Here is a 15,214-nt window from a genome sequence, read left to right on the forward strand (position 1 = left end):
ACCTGTAGCTCCTTGCCTTTGAGCGGACTTCGGGCCGTTGCGGCCGGATATTTGCATAATTTTTCAACTTAAACGCGAATAATTTTTACAAAAATCGCCTCAACTCTGGGTTTGGTAACGACTTGTTAACACTAACGAGTCACAAAGGAGATGCGATTGAGGCGGAGGATTGGATGAAAGCAGATTTGTTTTCTTACCCCACCCCCTTCACCCCACCCACCACGGAAGAAGATGAACTGTCTGTCCTCCGCCTCATTCGTTCTCGTCGGGTTGGGCCGGCGACCTTTCACCGCATGATCCGCGAACATGGCACGGCGCAGGCCGCGCTGGCCGCCTTGCCCGAAGTGGCGCGCGCCGCTGGTGTGGCCGATTATCAGACTTGCCCCGAAGGTGTGGCGCTTGCCGAGATCAAGGCTGGGCGTCGCGCCGGAGCACAGCTGATCTGTTACGGCACGCAAGCCTATCCGCATGATCTTGCAGGGATCGACGATGCGCCGCCCGTCCTCTGGGCGCTGGGGCGCATCGAGTTGCTGCACAGTCCGATGGTTGCGATGGTCGGTGCGCGCAACGCCTCGTCGCTGGGGCTGCGCATGGCGCGTCGCCTTGCTGAGGGGCTGGGCGAGGCGGGCATCACCGTGGTGTCGGGCCTTGCGCGCGGCATTGATACTGCTGCGCATCAGGCCGCACTCCCCACCGGCACGATCGCGGTGCAGGCAGGCGGTATCGAGGTGATCTACCCCCAAGAGAACGCGAAACTGGCGGCACAGATTGGCGAACAGGGCCTGCGCCTGTCAGAAAACCCGCCCGGCACGCAGCCGCAGGCGCGCCACTTTCCACAGCGCAACCGGATCATTTCAGGGCTGGCAGCGGGCGTTGTCGTCGTCGAGGCGGCGACAAAATCCGGCAGTCTGATCACGGCACGCGATGCGCTCGATCAGGGGCGCGAGGTGATGGCCGTGCCCGGTCACCCGATGGATGGCCGCGCGGGCGGGTGCAACCTGTTGATCCGCGATGGCGCGATTTTGGTGCGCGGGTCCGAAGATGTGCTGGCCGCGTTACAAGCGGTGACAGAGCCCCCGGCCCCCGTCGCAATCCCCTCGCCCGCCACAAGCCCCGAACGCGACGCCTTAAATGCGCCGCCAAGCCCGCACAGACTGGAAGATCGCATCACAGGATGTCTCACGCCCTCGCCCGTCGCCGAAGATCAGGTGATCCGCGATCTGGGTATTGATGCCGCGCAATTCTCTCGCGCGATTGTCGTTTTAGAGATCGAAGGCCATGTCACCCGCCACCCCGGCGGATTGATCAGCTTGCCGATGTAGACCGCTCACATCCCTTGGCAGACATCCGCAATCACCGGACGATACACCTTGCAAATCGGCCCATAGGACCACCAGACATCCGTCGCGCCAAAGGTATAGTCTTTCACCACCCAGCGCCCGCCTTCTTTGCGATACAGCGCCTGACCCGAGGTGTGATCCGCGTCATACATGAATTCGTTGCGCGCCCATCCGGGAGTTGTTTCAATCTGGATCGGAACGCCGCCGGGGCGTTGCGCGCGCACCATCGCGAAGGCGAGATTGCCCGACACCCGCAACTCACCCACGACAAATTCCACCGGCGCCCCAAACAGCGACTGCGCAGGGCCACGCAGCGCATCCATCAGCGCCTTTCGCTCTGCCGTGCCACGTTTGGGTTCATGCCAGCCCTGCGCGCTCGCGAGCGTCGCCAAAAGCACCCAAAGACCAACCGTCAAAGCTATCCGTCGCATCGCACCCCCCCGTGCCAACCGAGCGCTCTCATTGAACAAGCCAGCAGCGATTCCTGCAAGGTTCAAGAAAACCGCCGCATTGACAATCGCCCCCAAACCCCCACATGTTCCGCGCCCAGAGCATTTAGCCCAAGAATTGTGAGGACCATTATGGCCGTTGTCGTCGTCGAATCCCCTGCCAAGGCCAAGACGATCAACAAATACTTGGGGTCTGACTATACTGTGCTTGCCTCTTTCGGACACGTTCGCGACCTGCCCCCCAAGGATGGTTCGGTCGATACGGACAACGGTTTCGAGATGAAATGGGAAGTCGCGAGCGACTCCAAAAAGCACATGAAGGCGATCACCGACGCGCTGGCGCATGACGACACGCTGATCCTCGCAACTGACCCTGATCGCGAGGGCGAGGCGATTTCGTGGCACCTGCAAGAGGCGCTGGAGAAAAAGCTCAAAGGGAAGAATGTCAGCCGCGTGACCTTTAACGCGATCACCAAAACCGCGATTCTCGAGGCAATGAAGCACCCCCGTCAGGTCGATGCGCCGCTGGTCGAGGCCTATCTGGCCCGCCGCGCGCTGGACTACCTCGTTGGGTTCAACCTGTCGCCCGTTTTGTGGCGCAAACTGCCCGGCGCGAAATCGGCGGGGCGCGTGCAATCGGTCTGCCTACGTCTGATCGTGGATCGCGAGATGGAGATCGAGGCGTTCAGGGCGCGCGAATACTGGAGCGTGGCGGCGAAACTGCTGACCCCGCGCGGTCAGGAATTCGAGGCACGGCTGTCGATTTTGGGCGGCAAGAAGCTGGAAAAATACGACCTAGCCAATGAAACCTCCGCCGAAATGGCGGTGCAGGCGGTCAGTTCGCGCGATCTGGCGGTGACCTCGGTGGAGGCCAAGCCCGCTTCGCGCAACCCCTACCCGCCGTTCATGACTTCGACGCTGCAACAAGAAGCCAGCCGTAAATTCGGCATGGGCGCCAAGGCCGCGATGTCGGCGGCGCAGCGGCTCTATGAGGCCGGGCACATCACCTATATGCGGACCGACGGGATCGACATGGCCCCCGAGGCCGTGACAGCCGCGCGCGAGGCGATCAAGGACAAGTTCGGCGCGAAATACGTCCCCGACAGCCCGCGCATCTACAAGAACAAGGCCAAGAACGCGCAAGAGGCGCATGAATGTATTCGCCCCACCGAGATGGCCAAAAGCCCCGATCAGCTCAAGCTCGCTGATGATCAGTTCAAACTTTACGACCTGATCTGGAAGCGCACGATTGCCAGCCAGATGGAGGCTGCGCGGTTCGAGCGCACCACCGTGTTGATCGGGTCTGCCGACAATCAGGTCGAGCTGCGCGCCACTGGGTCTGTCGTGACGTTTGACGGCTTCCTCAAGGTCTATGATCAGGGCCGCGACGATGATGAGGGCGAGGACGCCAACCGCCTGCCGCAAATCGCACAGGGCGAGGCGCTGAGCCCGGCGAAAGCCTCGTTCGAGGAGGCGTTTACCAAAGCCAAGGGCGACGCGGATGCCGTGATCGAAACCGAAGCGGGTGATGCTCTGCGCCGCTGTCCGGCGGCTATCATCGACGCCAAGGGCGCGGTGCTGGGTGCGCAGCATTTCACCCAGCCCCCGCCGCGCTATACCGAGGCCACGCTGGTCAAGCGGATGGAAGAGCTCGGGATCGGGCGGCCCTCGACCTATGCCTCGATCGTGACGACGATTCAGGATCGCGGCTATGTGCGCAAGGACAAGAACCGGCTGATCCCCGAAGATACCGGGCGGCTGGTGACGGCTTTCCTGAGCAACTATTTCAAACGCTATGTCGAATATGATTTCACCGCCGATCTGGAAGATCAGCTGGATGATATTTCGGCGGGCGATCGCGACTATAAGGACGTGCTGGAACGGTTTTGGCGCGATTTCTCGGCCGCCTTGGCCGAAACGTCCGAGCTGCGCATTACCGAGGTTCTCGATAAGATCGACGAGGTTCTCGGCCCGCATCTCTATCCGCCGCGCGCCGACGGGTCTGACCCGCGCGTCTGCCCGCTGTGTGGCAAGGGCCAGCTGCACTTGAAAACCGCGCGCTCGGGCGGTGCTTTTATCGGCTGTGGCAATTATCCCGAATGCCGCTTTACCCGGCCTCTGTCGGCACCCGATGGCGCTGACGAGTTGCAGGCGCTGGACGGCAAGGTTCTGGGCTATGATGACGACCAGCCCATCACCCTGCGCGTGGGCCGCTTTGGCCCCTATGTGCAAAAGGGCGAACCCACCGAAGAAGCCCCCAAACCGCCGCGCGCCTCGCTGCCCAAAGGCTGGAAGCCCGAAGAAATCGACCTTGAAAAGGCGCTGATGCTGCTCAGCCTGCCGCGCGAAATCGGTCCGCATCCCGAAGATGGTGAGATGGTCGAGAGCTCGATCGGGCGCTACGGGCCTTATGTGAAACACGGGCGGGTCTACGCCAATATCGCCGATGTCGACGAGGTCTTTACCATCGGCATGAACCGCGCGGTCGAGGTGCTTGCGCAAAAGGCCGCTAAGGGCGGACGTGGCGCTGCGGCCACGCCGATCAAGGAATTGGGCGAGCATCCCGATGGCGGTCCGGTGCAGGTCATGCCGGGGCGCTACGGGCCTTATGTGAAATGGGGCAAGATCAACGCGACCCTGCCCAATGACATCGAACCCGAGGCGGTCACGCTGGAAGACGCGCTGCCCCTGATCGAGGCGAAAGCTGCCAAAAAAGGTGGTGCGAAGAAAAAAGCCGCCCCGAAGAAGGCTGCAACCAAGAAACCGGCGGCGAAAAAGCCTGCAGCCAAAAAACCAGCCGCCAAGAAAGCGCCTGCGAAAAAGGCAGCGCCCAAGGACGAATGAGACCGCCGCCACGCCCCTGCGTCTTGCGCCCGGCCCAAAGCGTCGGGCGCACGCCCTGCCCTTGCCACGCAAGAAATTTATCGCAAACGCCATGACTTGCTGCATTGCGGCAATTGACTCACCCCCGCCCCCTTGCGAAAGTCGCGCGCAAATGAGCGGAGGAAATCGATGAACAAAGTTTACGGTTCTGCGAAGGAAGCCCTTGATGGGGTGCTCTTCGACGGAATGCTGATCGCGGCCGGGGGCTTTGGCCTGTGCGGCATTCCTGAACTGCTGATCGACGCACTGGTCGAGAGCAAGGTCAAAGACATCACCATCGCGTCCAACAATTGCGGTGTGGACGGGTTTGGTCTGGGCAAACTGCTTGATACCAAACAGATCAAGAAAATGATGTCCTCTTACGTCGGCGAGAACGCGGAATTCATGCGTCAGTATCTGTCAGGCGAGCTGGAGCTGGAATTCAACCCGCAGGGCACTTTGGCCGAACGCATGCGCGCCGCCGGTCACGGCATTCCGGGTTTTTACACCAAAACTGGCGTGGGCACGGTGATTGCCGCGGGCAAAGAGCACAAGGATTTCAACGGCGAAACCTATATCCTTGAAGAGGGCATCTTCGCCGATGTCTCGATCGTCAAGGCGTGGAAAGCCGATGAAACCGGTAACGCAATTTTCCGCAAGACCGCGCGCAACTTCAACCCGCCGGCTGCGATGTGTGGCAAGACCTGCGTGATGGAGGTCGAAGAGATCGTGCCCGTGGGCTCGCTTGATCCCGACTGCATCCACCTGCCGGGCATCTATGTGCATCGCCTCATTCAGGGCGAGCAGGAAAAGCGCATCGAACAGCGCACCACGCGCAAGCGGGAGGCCTAAACCATGTGGGATCGCAATCAAATGGCGGCGCGCGCTGCCAAGGAACTGCAAGACGGCACCTATGTGAACCTCGGGATCGGTATCCCGACGCTGGTGCCCAATTTTATCCCCGAGGGCGTGAACGTCACGCTGCAATCGGAAAACGGCATGCTGGGAATGGGTCCGTTTCCCTATGAGGGCGACGAAGACCCCGACCTGATCAATGCCGGCAAGCAGACGATCACCGAACTGCCCAACACCGCCTATTTCGACAGCGCGACCAGTTTCGGCATGATCCGGGGCGGCAAAATCGCGATGGCGATTTTGGGCGCAATGGAAGTGGCCGAAAACGGCGATCTGGCGAACTGGATGATTCCCGGCAAGCTGGTCAAGGGCATGGGCGGCGCGATGGATCTGGTCGCGGGCGTCGGTCGGGTTGTCGTGGTCATGGATCACACCAACAAGCACGGCGAGAGCAAGGTCCTCAAGGCCTGCACCCTGCCGCTGACCGGTACCGGCGTGGTCAACCGCATCATCACCAATATGGGCGTTCTCGATGTGGTTGAGGGTGGGCTGAAACTGCTCGAGCTGGCCGATGGCGTCACCGAGCAAGAGCTGCGCGCCGCGACCGAGGCGACCATCGTCAACTGATCGCGTGATCGAAACATTGTGCAAAGGGCGGCTTGCAGGCCGCCCTTTTTGCTGCGCTCAAAAGCAAGGGCTGTTGCCCTCCATCGTGATTTCGCGCGGTGGCCCGGGCTGGCGCTCCGTCGCGATCCATTGTTGCGAACTGATCGCGCTGCGGGCCCCGCAATTGGCCTGACAGCCCGGATCCTCTGTCACCACCTCCATCATCACATTGCCATTCATACCCGTGACCGTGACCGGACAGCCCGAAGGCTTGCCCGACCAACTCGCACCGCGTGCGCGCAACGGCCCCATGATCGAACAGCTATGCCCGTTCGCCCCAAAGGAGATGTAAGACAGCGACAAACCGCTCCCCGCTGGCAAAAGCGACAACCCCGCCTCACCATTGCGCGCACACCAAGTGCCCACAGGTTTCAGCCCCGCATCGCGCATCGGCGCCCTGAGCGCGGCAATGCGATCGGCCATCAACGGGCGCAGGCAATCGGGGTTGCCGTAACAGGCCTTACGCACCTGAACCCACGCGCGCTGTTCCGCCTTCAGCGCCCCCTGATCTGCCTTTGAAAGCGATTTCAGACGGCTGGCATAGGCCGCACTCAGCGCCACATCCAGTTTTCCCAAGCGCGGATTGGCGCAAATCGCCTTTTCCGCCGGGCTGCTCGCTTTGGCGCAATTGAAGCTTTGTGCGGGTGCCACGCTGGGCAAAGCCAGCAGGAAAATGGCCCAAACCAAAGCATTCATGATCCCATCCCCCAAAATGATTCAGGGCAAAACGATAGCGCAAATAGCCGATTCGAAGGGTCATCACTTCGGAGGATGGACAGCCCCGAAAAGCGGTGTAGGGTCAGCCACATGATTAAGCTCGACCATCGCGATATCGAAATTCTGCGTATTTTGGCGCGCGAGGGGCGCGTCTCCAAGGCGGTTCTCGCCGAGAAGATCAACCTCTCGGCCACCCCGGCTTGGGAGCGGCTGAAGAAGCTGGAAAAGCATGGGCTGATCACCCACTATTCCGCCGAATTCAACCTGCGTAAACTTGGCCCGCATGTGACGCTGTTCGTGGCCGCCGAACTGAGCGATCACACCGCGGCCAGCTTCCAGCGCTTCGAGCGCGCGCTTGATCACCATGATGAGGTCGTAGGCTGCTGGGCGCTGGGGGGCGGTTTCGACTATCTACTGCAGATCATCACCCGCGATATCGAATCCTACCAAACCCTGATCGACACGATGCTGGATGGCCGGATCGGGATCGGGCGCTATTTCACCTATATCGTGACCAAGCAGGTCAAAGGCCCCGCCGCGCCGCCGTTCGCCCTGCTTGCAGGCCAATCGGACTAGCGCGGGCGACAATTTCAGTCCGCATCCAGCGCCGAAGCAGTCCTTTTGGACTGCCATCCCTCCGGAATTCCGTCAGTCTCGAGAGGACTCGAATCCCCCCAACTCGCGTGAGTTGGGCGGAACCGATATGTGCCGCGACCCGGCCCGACCGCCAAAGGAGACAGAATGCTGACCAATGACCAACTCGACAAATGGGACCGCGAGAGCTTTTTCCACCCCTCGACCCATCTCGCCCAGCATGCGCGCGGCGAATCCCCAACCCGGATCATCACTGGCGGCAATGGTGTGTTCATCGAGGATCGCGACGGCAACAAGCTGCTGGATGCATTCGCGGGGCTGTATTGCGTGAATGTCGGCTATGGCCGCACCGAGATTGCCGAGGCGATTGCCGAGCAAGCCAAGGAACTCGCCTATTATCACGCCTATGTCGGGCATGGCACCGAGGCCTCGATCACGCTGGCCCATATGGTGCTGGAGCGCGCGCCCGCCCACATGTCCAAGGTCTATTTTGGCCTGTCGGGGTCGGATGCGAACGAAACCAACGTCAAGCTGATCTGGTATTACAACAACATCCTTGGCCGCCCCAAGAAGAAGAAAATCATCTCGCGTTGGCGGGGCTATCACGGGTCCGGCTTGATGACCGGCTCGCTGACCGGGCTGGAGCTGTTTCACAAGAAATTCGATCTGCCGCTGGCGCAGGTGATCCATACCGAGGCGCCCTATTACTTCCGCCGCCCTAAGGCCGAGATGTCCGAAGCCGAATTCACCGCCCATTGCGTGGCCGAGCTTGAGGCGCTGATCGCGCGCGAGGGCGCAGACACCATCGCCGCTTTTATCGGTGAACCGGTTCTGGGCACAGGCGGCATCGTGCCCCCGCCCGCAGGCTATTGGCCCGCGATTCAGGCCGTGTTGGACAAGCACGACATCTTGCTGGTCGCCGATGAGGTGGTCACGGGGTTCGGCCGGCTCGGCACGATGTTTGGCTCGGATCACTACGGCATGAAGCCCGATCTGATCACCATCGCCAAGGGGCTGACCTCGGCCTACGCGCCGCTCTCGGGTTCCATCGTGGGCGAGAAGATGTGGAAAGTGCTGGAACAAGGCACCGATGAAAACGGCCCGATCGGCCATGGCTGGACCTATTCGGCGCACCCGATCGGGGCGGCGGCGGGCGTGGCCAACCTGCGCCTGATCGACAAGCTGGGGCTGGTCGCCAATGCTGGATCGGTGGGCAAATACCTAAACGATGCGATGCGCGACGCGATTGGCGATCATGCCCATGTCGGCGATGTGCGCGGCGAGGGGATGCTCTGCGCGATTGAGTTCGTGAAAGATCGCAATGCCCGGACCTTCTTTGATCCCGCCGACAAGATCGGCGCGAAACTGGCGGGTGCAATGGTCGAGCGCGGCGTGATCGCGCGGGCGATGCCGCAAGGCGACATCTTGGGCTTTGCGCCGCCGCTTTGTCTCACCGAAGCCGAGGCCGATCAGATCGTTGCGACCACCGCAGAGGCTGTGAAATCCGTGTTGGGCTAAGCCCTGCGCGCCAAACATCTGAAAGGGGCGGCTTATCACGAGCCGCCCCTTAAATTTTGTCGCCCTTTGCAAAACAACGCCATATTCCTGCCCCGATCTGTCGCTAAATTCGGGGCAAATGAGCAGCACCAGTTCTGATATTCCGGCCCCAAGCCCACCCCTGCCCCGCAAATGGCGCGACCGCGCATTGCTGGGTGGACTTTTGGCGTTGCTGGGGGCCGGGCTGATCGGCTTGGTTTCGGCCACCGGATGGCGCGAAACGCTGGCCCAGATTTCGCGCCTTCATCTGTGGCAAATTGCGGGGCTTTTGGGCCTGTCGCTGGCCAATTACCTGTTGCGCAGCCTGCGCTGGCATGTGCTGGCGCGCCGTCTTGGCCTGCCCACCACTCTGATCCAGAATACGCGCCACTTCCTGGGTGGGTTCGCGATGTCCGTCACCCCGGGACGCGTTGGGGAACTCGTGCGGATGCGCTGGCTCAAACGCGAAACCGGTTGGGCGGTGGAACGCACCGCGCCGCTGGTGCTGATGGATCGTGCCGGAGATTTGGCCGTGATGGCGCTCATCTTGGGGCTGTCGGTTTCGCTTGCCGCAGGCGGGATCGCGGGCGCATTGCCTGTCACGCTGCTGGCCTTTGGCGCGGCGATCATTGTCACGCGCCCGCGCCTTCTGGCCGCGCTGATCACCTATTCGTACCGCGCCAGCGGCCGGGCTGCGCGCATCTTTGCCCGCGCGCGCGGGGCGGCACGCTCGCTCAAGCGCTTTACCCATGGACCCACGCTCATCATCGCGCTCGGCTTTGGCCTGATCGGCTGGCTGGCCGAGGGCTATGCCTTTCATCTGCTGCTCGGCTGGATGGGGGCCGATATCGGGCTGTGGAAAGCGGTCGCGATCTTTGTCTTTTCGACTTTGGCAGGCGGGCTAACGGGCGCGCCCGGCGGGCTAGGCGGGGCAGAGGCCGCAATGGTCGCGCTGCTCTCGCTCGATGGTGTGCCGCTTGAAGTCTCGGTGCCCGCCACCGCCATTATTCGGCTGACCACCTTGTGGTTTGCCATCGCAATCGGTCTGGCGGTGTTTCCGCTGGCCGAGCGCGCCTCTCAAAAGGGCCGCATATAAGGCCCCATGACACGAGCAGTATGATGGACTGGAAAGACAGCGAATATGCCGGTTGGGGCCGCGCACTGCGTGCCAAAGGCGCGATTGCGCGCCCCGATACACGCGCGGCCCTAAACCGGCTCGAAGCCGCGCCGGCTTTTGGCATGCGTCGCTCTTACGGCGATGCCGCGCTCAATTCCGATGGCCGCGCCGTGGATATGAGCAGCCTCGACCGCTTCATCGCCTTTGATCCCGACACCGGCCAATTGCAGGTCGAGGCGGGCGCACGGATCGGCGAAATCGCGAGCGCCTTCGCGCCGCGCGGATGGCTGCCCGCCGTAATGCCCGGCACCGGGTTCGCCACGATCGGCGGATGTATTGCGCAAGATGTGCATGGCAAAAACCACCATCATATGGGCAGCTTTGGCCAACATGTCAGCGAACTCGTCTTGCTGCAAAAGGGCCGCGAACGGGTCGTGAAACCGGGCACTGCGCTGTTCAAGGCAACGCTGGGCGGCCTTGGCCAAACTGGCGTGATCTTGCGCGCGACGATCCAGATGCAGCGCTGCGCAGGCGATGTGATGCTGGTGACCGAACGCCGCGCACCCGATTGGGAGACCCATCTGGCGCTGCTGGATGCCTCCACCGCCAGCTACACCGTGGGCTGGATCGACGCCACCGCAACGGGCGATGCACTTGGGCGCGGGATTGTCGAAGAAGGCGAAAGCGCCGCGGGCCTTGTAAAGCCGCGAAAGGGCGCGCGCAAAGTGCCGCTGGACGCCCCGCATTTCGCATTGGCAGCCCCCGTCGTGCGCGCCTTCAACTGGGCGTATTTTCACCGCGTGCCCGCGCGGGGCCGCTCGGTCGTGCGCCCATTGCAAGATTTCTTCTTCCCGCTCGACAAAATCCACGACTGGAACCGGCTTTATGGCAAGCGCGGCTTTCACCAGTTTCAATGCGTCGTGCCGCTTGAGGCCGCAGACAGCCTGCGCGCGATGCTGGCTGAAATCGCGGGATCTGGGCTGGCCTCGCCGCTGGCCGTTCTCAAACGGATGGGACCGGGTCGCGCGGGGTATCTCAGCTTCCCGATGGAGGGCTATACACTCGCCATCGATTTCCCCAATCGCCCCGCCGCGCGCGACCTGATCAAACGGCTCGAGGCGCGCGCCGCCGAGGCGGGGGGCAGACTATATTTCGCCAAGGACAGTCTGGCTCAAGGCGAACAGATCGCCGCGATGTATCCAGACTTGCCGAAATGGCAGACAGAAGTGGCCAAGGCCGACCCGGCGGGGGCATTGGAAACCGACATGACCCGCCGATTGAAACTTAGGAGTGCGACATGAACAGCAGTTGGATTATCTTGGGCGCAACCTCGGGAATTGCCCGCGCTGTGATCCGCAAACTCGCCGCCCAAGGCCACGCAATGTTTCTGGCGGGTCGCAATATAAGCGAGCTCGAGGCAATCGCCGCCGATTGCCGCCTGCGCGGAGCTCGCATGGCCGAGGTGATGAGCTTTGATGCGCGCGACGCCAGCAATTACGGCCAGCTTATTGCGCGGCTGCGCGATGAAGAGGGCGAACTGAACTGCGCCGTTTTCACCGGCTCAATGCCCGACCAAGAGGTGATCGACGCGAATCCGAACATGATCGAAGGCGTTCTGGCCGACAACCTGACGGGCCCTGCGACCTTCTTGACGATGTTTGCCCCCTTGATGGAGGAACGCGGCTGCGGCGCGATTGCGGGCGTGGGCTCGGTCGCGGGGGATCGCGGACGGCTGGGCAACTATGTCTATGGCGCCGCCAAAGCGGGTTTTGCGACCTATCTCTCGGGGCTGCGCAACCGGCTGGGCCGCTCGGGCGTGCATGTGATGACGATCAAACCCGGCCCGGTGGACACACCCATGACCTACGGCATGAAACTGCCGCTCATGACCACGCCGGACGCGGTGGCCGAGGACATCCTCAACGGCCTGAAGCGTAAAACCAACGTTCTTTATACACGCAAAATCTGGCGGCTCGTGATGGGGATTATCCGCGTCATTCCCGAACCGATTTTCAAGAAAATGTCGATCTGAGGCTTTTCCTCAGCGTAGGATGCCTCCGGCGGGAGTATTTTGAGCTAGATGAAATGAGGATTTCTTTCATCTAGCGCGAAATACTCCACGGGGGTCTGGGGGTGTGAAACCCCCAGCGCGCCGCCATACTTAGCCGCCGAACCAGATCGCCCAAAGGCCAGCCGCCCAAAACATCAGCGACAGCATGATCATGATCAGCCCCAGCCCGAATTTGTCACGCATGGCAAAGACGATCGGGTCGTAATCCTGTTTGCCAAACCAGCCCAGCGCAACCATTCGGATCAACCACCAGCCCAGCGGGATCATCGCGATCCACATCAGCCAGGTGTCGGGATATAACATCTCGCCTTGAACCGAGACGCTGTAGAGAAAAAACACCAACAGCGCAGCAAACACGCCCAGCCCCGCGACGTTCAACAAATCGCCCCGATCTTGTCGACCATAGCCGCGCCCGGGCAAGCGCTCGTCCGAGGTGGCAAGCGTCAATTCGGTCAGCCGTTTGACACATCCCAGCGCGATAAATACCGGGAAGATGAAGATCAGCATATAGACGGACACATCGACCTGCCCCGCCGCCGCCCCTGCCACGACGCGAATCGTATAAAGTGAGGCGAGCGTGGCGATATCGACCCAGCGCATCCGTTTAAGTTTCAACGAATAGGCCAGCGACGTGAGCATATACAACACCACGATGCCGAAGAAGGCCGTGTTGAGTGCCCCGGCAATAGCGAGCGCCCCGAGAGCGAACACCACGAACGCCATCATGCCAATTTTAATCGGCACGGCCCCGCTCGCGAAGGGACGACGGCATTTCGTCGGATGCAGCCGGTCCGCTTCGAGATCGAGCAGATCGTTGATGATATAGATTGAGGAGGCCGCGAAAGAGAACGCAATGATGCCCAGCAAGATCGGCCCCAGCGTGATCATGTCAAAGCGGTGTGACGCGATCAGCGGCAGCAGGAGCAGCACGTTCTTGACCCATTGATGGGGCCGAATCGCCTTGATGAGCGCGCGCCACGACCAACCGCCCTCAAGTTCGCTGACCTTGGGCAAAGATTTGGCCGCTGCAACATCACCCACGACCAGCGCACGCTCGGCATGGGTCCAGATCGCCATATCAGTGGCTTCGTTCCCCGCGTAGTCGAATCCTTTCTCACCATAGGCATTGACCAAAGCCTGCGCCTTGGCCCCGCCTTTGAGATTGGTTTCCCCATCGGAGGCAAAGACATGTTCGGACAAACCATGCGCCGCAGCCAGCGCCTTGACTTGTGTCTCATCGGAAGCCGAGGCCAGCACAATCTCGCGCCCCTCTTCCTGCGCCTGCCTGACCTCGGCGGCCACCGAAGGCGTCACCGGCATCAGATCAAGGCGCAAGGTTACGATACGCGCCAATTCGGCCTTGAGCTTGGCGGGCTGCGAAAAGAATCGGGCTGCCGCGCGCAATGTCGGGAACGGCGCACGACCCAACCCAGCCCAGAACGCTTCGAACAAAAGATCGGTTTTCAAGAATGTGCCGTCGACATCAAGCACAAGCGGTCTTTTCTGATCCATTCCTAGCCTTTCACTCGAAACACACAGCCATCGCTGACCAGCTGCGGCGGCGTCATGCACAAGCCCCGCGCGACCGCCCAGGCCGCCAGCACCTTGGGCACGTAGTCGCGCGTCTCCGCAAAGGGCGGAACGCCGTCATTCTTCTTCACGTTGTTCTCGCCCGAGTTATAGGCCGCGATGACCATCAGCGGATCGCGGTCAAACTCTTTCATCAGCCAGTCCAGATAGGTGACGCCACCCGAAATGTTCTGCGCTGGGTCCTTGCTATCTGCGACATCAAAGCGATCGGCAGTGGCCGGGATCAATTGCATCAGCCCAACCGCCCCCGCATGGCTGACCGCCGCATGGTTGCCTCCCGATTCCACCGAGATCATGGCCAGAACAAGCGCGGGCGAAACTTCGGTGCCGATCGTGGCCTTTAGAATATCTCTGCCGTGGGCGCGCGCGATCTGGGCGAGATCCGCCAAACGCGGCGCGTTCACCCCCACGCCTTTGGGTCCTTGCGACAAAGCGGCCACCGCAGAGTCAAAGCGCCCCGCGCGGTCTTCGATCTTGGGCGAGATCATTTTCCAATACCAAGAATATTTCGCGCGACCTTTGGGTGCACTTGGCCCGGTGCTCGACTTTGGATCGGTATCTGTGGACGGCTTGGTCAAGGGCTGCCAGGGGGCATTCGCCATCGCGGCCAGTTCGCGCTTTTGCTCAACGGGGTCGATTTGAATCGTGATGAACCGTTTAGTGCCCGGTTTGGGCGGCACCAAACGCTTTGCCTGCCAATGGCTCCCCGTCGGCGCGGACATATCGGCCCGGGCCGGCAATGCGGCCATCGCCGCAAAGACCGCAATCGTCACTGCTTGTATCGCGCGCATTGCGCCACCCGCTCGTTGCCCCGCGCAGCTCTATCGGCCACGTCTGAAGCGTTTATAGGCAAAACCGGGCAAAAAAATCTAGAGAATCAAGCACTCAGCGGGACGATTCGCGGCAAAGAGGCGACCGGGCAACAGCAATGCGCATCACGGACAAAAATTAGTAAAATTGGTTTTTTGTTTAATTACAAAAGCTTAACCATATCACCCCATAAAAGTTAAGCATTCGTAAAAACGCCCGAACCTTGCCCCAATCCCGCCACCTTCTGGGTTCCTTATGTCCCCATGCCGCAAGACGGGGACCAAGGTCAGGACTGGTCGAGAACTCGAACCGCGGATGTGCAAAGCAACCTTAGGAGAGAGACCCATGATGAAATTTTTCAAACTCAAGAAGTTCCACAACGAAGAAGACGGCGCAGTGACCGTTGACTGGGTTGTTCTGACCGCAGCTGTTGTCGGCCTGGGCGCCGCAGCGATGACGCTGGTGAGCAAAAAGACCGGCGTTCTGACTTCGAGCATCGGCGACTATCTCGGTTCGGCTTCGATCTCGACCGACTTCGCGAAATAATCAGCGCTTTCAGGGCGACGCCTTGCAGCGCAACAAAGCCGCTCCTCCGGGGCGGCTTTTT

General features: G+C 61.2%; 14 protein-coding genes. 10 read left to right on the plus strand and 4 right to left on the minus strand.

Going from position 1 to position 15,214, the window contains the following annotated elements; genetic code table 11:
* Positions 1 to 173: 173 nt before the first annotated feature.
* Positions 174 to 1,322 (plus strand): DNA-processing protein DprA, encoded by a 1,149-nt coding sequence (dprA, locus tag QZ571_RS14855; RefSeq protein ID WP_295536500.1) that lies wholly within the window; start codon positions 174 to 176, stop codon positions 1,320 to 1,322.
* A gap of 5 nt (positions 1,323 to 1,327) precedes the next feature.
* Here dprA and QZ571_RS14860 read toward each other — a convergent pair whose 3' ends face one another.
* Complete coding sequence (locus QZ571_RS14860; protein WP_295536502.1) at positions 1,328 to 1,771, minus strand: hypothetical protein; 444 nt, start codon at positions 1,769 to 1,771, stop codon at positions 1,328 to 1,330.
* 150 nt (positions 1,772 to 1,921) lie between these two features.
* Here QZ571_RS14860 and topA point away from each other — a divergent pair, with 150 nt between their 5' ends.
* The 3 genes from topA to QZ571_RS14875 all read left to right on the plus strand — a co-directional run bounded on the left by topA (position 1,922) and on the right by QZ571_RS14875 (position 6,133).
* On the plus strand, positions 1,922 to 4,633 hold the full coding sequence (gene topA / locus QZ571_RS14865) for a type I DNA topoisomerase (protein ID WP_295536504.1): 2,712 nt from the start codon (positions 1,922 to 1,924) through the stop codon (positions 4,631 to 4,633).
* 168 nt (positions 4,634 to 4,801) lie between these two features.
* Positions 4,802 to 5,503 carry a CoA transferase subunit A gene (locus QZ571_RS14870; RefSeq protein ID WP_295536506.1) on the plus strand — a complete coding sequence of 234 codons (702 nt, stop codon included), beginning with the start codon at positions 4,802 to 4,804 and terminating at the stop codon, positions 5,501 to 5,503.
* A 3-nt stretch (positions 5,504 to 5,506) separates the two neighbouring features.
* Positions 5,507 to 6,133, plus strand: a complete 627-nt coding sequence (locus QZ571_RS14875) for a 3-oxoacid CoA-transferase subunit B (protein WP_295536509.1) — start codon at positions 5,507 to 5,509, stop codon at positions 6,131 to 6,133.
* Positions 6,134 to 6,190: 57 nt separating this feature from the next.
* Here the strand turns inward: QZ571_RS14875 and QZ571_RS14880 are convergent, their stop codons facing one another.
* Positions 6,191 to 6,868, minus strand: coding sequence for a lysozyme inhibitor LprI family protein (locus tag QZ571_RS14880; RefSeq protein ID WP_295536510.1), 678 nt, complete (start codon positions 6,866 to 6,868; stop codon positions 6,191 to 6,193).
* A 114-nt stretch (positions 6,869 to 6,982) separates the two neighbouring features.
* On the opposite strand from QZ571_RS14880, the gene QZ571_RS14885 reads away from it, so the two are divergent.
* From QZ571_RS14885 to QZ571_RS14905, 5 genes are all read left to right on the plus strand, one after another.
* Positions 6,983 to 7,465, plus strand: a complete 483-nt coding sequence (locus QZ571_RS14885) for an Lrp/AsnC family transcriptional regulator (protein ID WP_295536527.1) — start codon at positions 6,983 to 6,985, stop codon at positions 7,463 to 7,465.
* A gap of 165 nt (positions 7,466 to 7,630) precedes the next feature.
* On the plus strand, positions 7,631 to 9,001 hold the full coding sequence (locus QZ571_RS14890) for an aspartate aminotransferase family protein (protein WP_295536512.1): 1,371 nt from the start codon (positions 7,631 to 7,633) through the stop codon (positions 8,999 to 9,001).
* A gap of 118 nt (positions 9,002 to 9,119) precedes the next feature.
* Positions 9,120 to 10,115: a lysylphosphatidylglycerol synthase transmembrane domain-containing protein gene (locus QZ571_RS14895; protein WP_295536514.1), complete on the plus strand. Its 996-nt coding sequence runs from the start codon at positions 9,120 to 9,122 to the stop codon at positions 10,113 to 10,115.
* 23 nt (positions 10,116 to 10,138) lie between these two features.
* On the plus strand, positions 10,139 to 11,437 hold the full coding sequence (locus QZ571_RS14900) for an FAD-binding oxidoreductase (RefSeq protein ID WP_295536516.1): 1,299 nt from the start codon (positions 10,139 to 10,141) through the stop codon (positions 11,435 to 11,437).
* Entirely contained in the window at positions 11,434 to 12,168 is a 735-nt protein-coding gene (locus QZ571_RS14905) for an SDR family oxidoreductase (protein WP_295536519.1), read from the plus strand. Before QZ571_RS14900 ends, QZ571_RS14905 begins: the two co-directional genes overlap by 4 nt.
* A gap of 129 nt (positions 12,169 to 12,297) precedes the next feature.
* Here QZ571_RS14905 and QZ571_RS14910 read toward each other — a convergent pair whose 3' ends face one another.
* The gene (locus tag QZ571_RS14910; protein WP_295536522.1) at positions 12,298 to 13,719 is read right to left on the minus strand and encodes a UbiA family prenyltransferase; all 1,422 of its coding nucleotides are present in this window, start codon (positions 13,717 to 13,719) and stop codon (positions 12,298 to 12,300) included.
* A 2-nt stretch (positions 13,720 to 13,721) separates the two neighbouring features.
* Entirely contained in the window at positions 13,722 to 14,546 is an 825-nt protein-coding gene (locus QZ571_RS14915; protein WP_295536529.1) for a lytic transglycosylase domain-containing protein, read from the minus strand.
* 406 nt (positions 14,547 to 14,952) lie between these two features.
* Here QZ571_RS14915 and QZ571_RS14920 point away from each other — a divergent pair, with 406 nt between their 5' ends.
* Positions 14,953 to 15,153 carry a hypothetical protein gene (locus QZ571_RS14920; protein ID WP_295531861.1) on the plus strand — a complete coding sequence of 67 codons (201 nt, stop codon included), beginning with the start codon at positions 14,953 to 14,955 and terminating at the stop codon, positions 15,151 to 15,153.
* The last annotated feature ends 61 nt before the right edge of the window (positions 15,154 to 15,214 follow it).

The sequence above is a fragment of the uncultured Thioclava sp. genome, assembly GCF_913064665.1.
Classification (GTDB): Bacteria; Pseudomonadota; Alphaproteobacteria; order Rhodobacterales; family Rhodobacteraceae; genus Thioclava; species Thioclava arctica.

Bases quoted from the DNA above. Each gene is read 5' to 3' on its own strand.
- QZ571_RS14880 (WP_295536510.1), bottom strand. From the start codon at position 6,868: ATGAATGCTTTGGTTTGGGCCATTTTCCTGCTGGCTTTGCCCAGCGTG.
- QZ571_RS14905 (WP_295536519.1), top strand. From the start codon at position 11,434: ATGAACAGCAGTTGGATTATCTTGGGCGCAACCTCGGGAATTGCCCGC.
- QZ571_RS14860 (WP_295536502.1), bottom strand. From the start codon at position 1,771: ATGCGACGGATAGCTTTGACGGTTGGTCTTTGGGTGCTTTTGGCGACG.
- dprA (WP_295536500.1), top strand. From the start codon at position 174: ATGAAAGCAGATTTGTTTTCTTACCCCACCCCCTTCACCCCACCCACC.
- QZ571_RS14875 (WP_295536509.1), top strand. From the start codon at position 5,507: ATGTGGGATCGCAATCAAATGGCGGCGCGCGCTGCCAAGGAACTGCAA.
- QZ571_RS14915 (WP_295536529.1), bottom strand. From the start codon at position 14,546: ATGGCCGCATTGCCGGCCCGGGCCGATATGTCCGCGCCGACGGGGAGC.
- topA (WP_295536504.1), top strand. From the start codon at position 1,922: ATGGCCGTTGTCGTCGTCGAATCCCCTGCCAAGGCCAAGACGATCAAC.
- QZ571_RS14910 (WP_295536522.1), bottom strand. From the start codon at position 13,719: ATGGATCAGAAAAGACCGCTTGTGCTTGATGTCGACGGCACATTCTTG.
- QZ571_RS14895 (WP_295536514.1), top strand. From the start codon at position 9,120: ATGAGCAGCACCAGTTCTGATATTCCGGCCCCAAGCCCACCCCTGCCC.
- QZ571_RS14920 (WP_295531861.1), top strand. From the start codon at position 14,953: ATGATGAAATTTTTCAAACTCAAGAAGTTCCACAACGAAGAAGACGGC.
- QZ571_RS14890 (WP_295536512.1), top strand. From the start codon at position 7,631: ATGCTGACCAATGACCAACTCGACAAATGGGACCGCGAGAGCTTTTTC.
- QZ571_RS14870 (WP_295536506.1), top strand. From the start codon at position 4,802: ATGAACAAAGTTTACGGTTCTGCGAAGGAAGCCCTTGATGGGGTGCTC.
- QZ571_RS14900 (WP_295536516.1), top strand. From the start codon at position 10,139: ATGGACTGGAAAGACAGCGAATATGCCGGTTGGGGCCGCGCACTGCGT.